3 protein-coding genes and 1 pseudogene are annotated in these 2,531 nt (G+C 72.4%); 2 read left to right on the forward strand and 2 right to left on the reverse strand.

From position 1 onward, the window contains the following. Nucleotides 1–21 precede the first annotated feature (21 nt). Together ccmA and ccmB are read left to right on the forward strand one after the other, a co-directional pair. Nucleotides 22–621 (forward strand): heme ABC exporter ATP-binding protein CcmA, encoded by a 600-nt coding sequence (gene ccmA / locus WC555_RS15745; RefSeq protein WP_373255085.1) that lies wholly within the window; start codon nucleotides 22–24, stop codon nucleotides 619–621. Beyond that, a complete protein-coding gene (gene ccmB / locus WC555_RS15750) occupies nucleotides 618–1,283 on the forward strand; it encodes a heme exporter protein CcmB (RefSeq protein WP_373255084.1) in 666 nt (221 codons plus the stop codon). The genes ccmA and ccmB overlap by 4 nt, the downstream gene beginning before the upstream one ends. 187 nt (nucleotides 1,284–1,470) lie before the next feature. Here ccmB and WC555_RS15755 read toward each other — a convergent pair whose 3' ends face one another. Together WC555_RS15755 and WC555_RS15760 are read right to left on the reverse strand one after the other, a co-directional pair. Next, complete coding sequence (locus WC555_RS15755) at nucleotides 1,471–1,695, reverse strand: alkylphosphonate utilization protein (RefSeq protein ID WP_292101038.1); 225 nt, start codon at nucleotides 1,693–1,695, stop codon at nucleotides 1,471–1,473. Nucleotides 1,696–1,704: 9 nt separating this feature from the next. Next, nucleotides 1,705–2,531 (reverse strand): annotated as a pseudogene (locus tag WC555_RS15760) (peptidase S41); the annotation flags it as partial.

The raw sequence follows: 2,531 nt of genomic DNA on the forward strand, positions 1-2,531 counted from the left end.
CATGAAGGGGAGGGAGACGCCGTGATCCAGGTCACTTCCCTCACCGTCTCCCGCGGCGAACGGGTGCTGTTCCGCGATCTGTCGTTCCAGATCGCCGCCGGCGAGGCCGTGGCCCTGACCGGAGCCAATGGCGCCGGCAAGACCTCCCTGCTGCGCGTTCTCGCCGGCTTCATCCGCCCGGACGCCGGGACCATGGCCTTCGCCGGCGCTGATCCGGCCGCCGCGCGGGCGAGCCACATCCACTGGCTGGGCCATCTGGACGGGCTCAAGACCGGCCGCCGGGCCCGCGAGGAGCTGGAATTCCAGGCCCGCTGGGCCGGAGCCGATGCGGACGGGATCGCCGCCGCCGTCGACGTGCTGGCGCTGGAGCCCCTGCTGGACCTCGAGGTGCGCAAACTGTCGGCCGGCCAGCGCCGCCGCCTGGCCTTCGCCCGGCTGGTCGCCGCCCCGCGGCCGCTGTGGTTGCTCGACGAGCCCTTCGCCCCGCTCGACGCCCGCTGGCGCGCGGCCCTGGGCCTGCTGATGCAGGCGCATCTCGACAAGGGCGGCGCCATTCTCGCCGCCGTCCACGATCCCCTGCCGGTTCCGGCCCGCGCCCTCGACATCGGGGTCGGGCGATGAAGGGGCTGATGATCCTGTTCCGGCGCGAGCTGGCCCTGGCCTGGTCGGGCGGCGGCGGGCCGCTGCTGGCCTGCGGCTTCTTCCTGTGCCTGACGGCGCTGGTCCCGCTGGCGGCGGGCGGCGACCCGGCCGGGCTGAGGCCCATCGCCGGCGGCATCGCCTGGCTGGCCCTGGCCCTGTCGTCGATCCTGTCGCTGGAGCGGCTGTTCGAACGCGACCTGGAAGACGGGGCGCTGGACCTGATCGCCTTGGGCCCCATCCCGCTCGAGCTGGTCGTCCTCGCCAAGGCCAAGGCGCAGTGGCTGGCGGTCGGCGTCCCCCTGGCCCTGACCGCGCCGGTCGCGGCGATCACCATGGGCCTGCCGCCGTCGCTGGCCCCGCTGGTCGCGATGTCGGCCCTGATCGGTTCGCTCGGCTTCGCCCTGACCGGCGCGCTGGGGGCAGCCCTGGCCCTGGGATCGAAACGCGGCGGCTTGCTGATCGCCGTCGTGGTCCTGCCGCTGTTCATCCCGCCGGTGGTGTTCGGCGCCGGCGCCCTGGAGCGGGCCGTCAACGGCCTCGACCCGACCCCGGCCCTGGCTTTCCTCGCCGCCTATGTGCTGTTCGCAGCGGTGGTCACGCCGTTCGCCGGGGCGGCCGCGATCCGCAACGCGCAAGGCTGAGCGCTTATCCCTTGCCGGCGTAGCCGGCCGTCGACCCGGGTTGGTTCATCACAAAGCTCACAAAGACAGCACGAAGAACACGAAGGCCTTGGCGCCGGGCTCGGCCCCCTTTGTGCCCTTCGTGAATCCTTGGTGGTCTTTGTGACGAACCGGCGAGGCCAGGGCCTGGGCCCGGCGTCGCCGGGGCTCAGGCCTTTTTGACGAACTCCGTCCGCAGCACGAGGCCGCGGACCTTGTCGACATTGGCCTCGATCTCGTCCGTATCGCCGGTCAGGCGGATGTTCTTCACCAGGGTCCCGCGCTTCAGGGTCACGCCGCCCGAACCCTTGACCTTGAGGTCCTTGATCAGGGTCACGCTGTCGCCGTCGGCCAGGATGTTGCCGTTGCTGTCTTTTGTCGGATCGTCGGTCATGGAACCCGCCTAACGCCTGGCCGCCGCCGCGTCGAGTCCCGCAAGCCAGGCCTCGAGCCCCGCCGTGTCGCCCAGGGCGCCGGTCCATTCATGGGCGGGGACATAGGTCTCGTTGTCGCCGCGGGGCCGGCCACGGTAGACCTTCATGGGCAGGCGGGCGACGACGCGGCCGCCGGGCAGCGCCTCTTCCCGGATTTCCATATAGGCCGTGTCCCCCGAGGTCTCCTGGCCGACGTGGGTCGCGCCCAGGGCCTTGAGCAGATCGACAGCGTCGAGACAGGCCGAGGCGCAGCCGGAATCCGTCAGCACCCAGGTCCGCGCCTTCATCGGCGAGGGCCCGACGGGCGAGGCGGCCGCGGCCTCGTCCTCCTCCGGCTCGCGCCACAACGGCCGGCCCTCGGCCCGCGCGGCGCGCATCCCCTCGGCGGCCGTGGTCAGCCAGGCCACGAGCTCGGGGTTGGACGCCATCAGAACCTTGTATTCCTCAAGCTGGGCGATGTTCTTCTCCGAGGGCCGCCAGTCCACGGCCAGGGCGTCGGGCGCGCGGGCCCTGACCTCGGCCTCGCCCCACAGGGTCGTGGCCAGGGCGTTGATCCAGGCCGAGGATCCGCCGTTGTTGCCACGCAGGTCGAAGACCACCGCCGGCGCCTCGCGAATCTCGCCGGCCCGCGCCTCGACTGCGGTCTGAAGGGCGGTCAGGGCGATCCCGTCGGCGCTGGACGGATCGCCGTTGAAGCCGCCCAGGCCGATCCACTGACCGCCGCTCCACGTCCGCAACCCGATCGGGGCGGTGAACCGGGGGCTGCGCGCCGCCGCGAAACCCTCGTCCCGGACGG

Source organism: Brevundimonas sp. (genome assembly GCF_041648615.1).
Lineage (GTDB): Bacteria > Pseudomonadota > Alphaproteobacteria > Caulobacterales > Caulobacteraceae > Brevundimonas.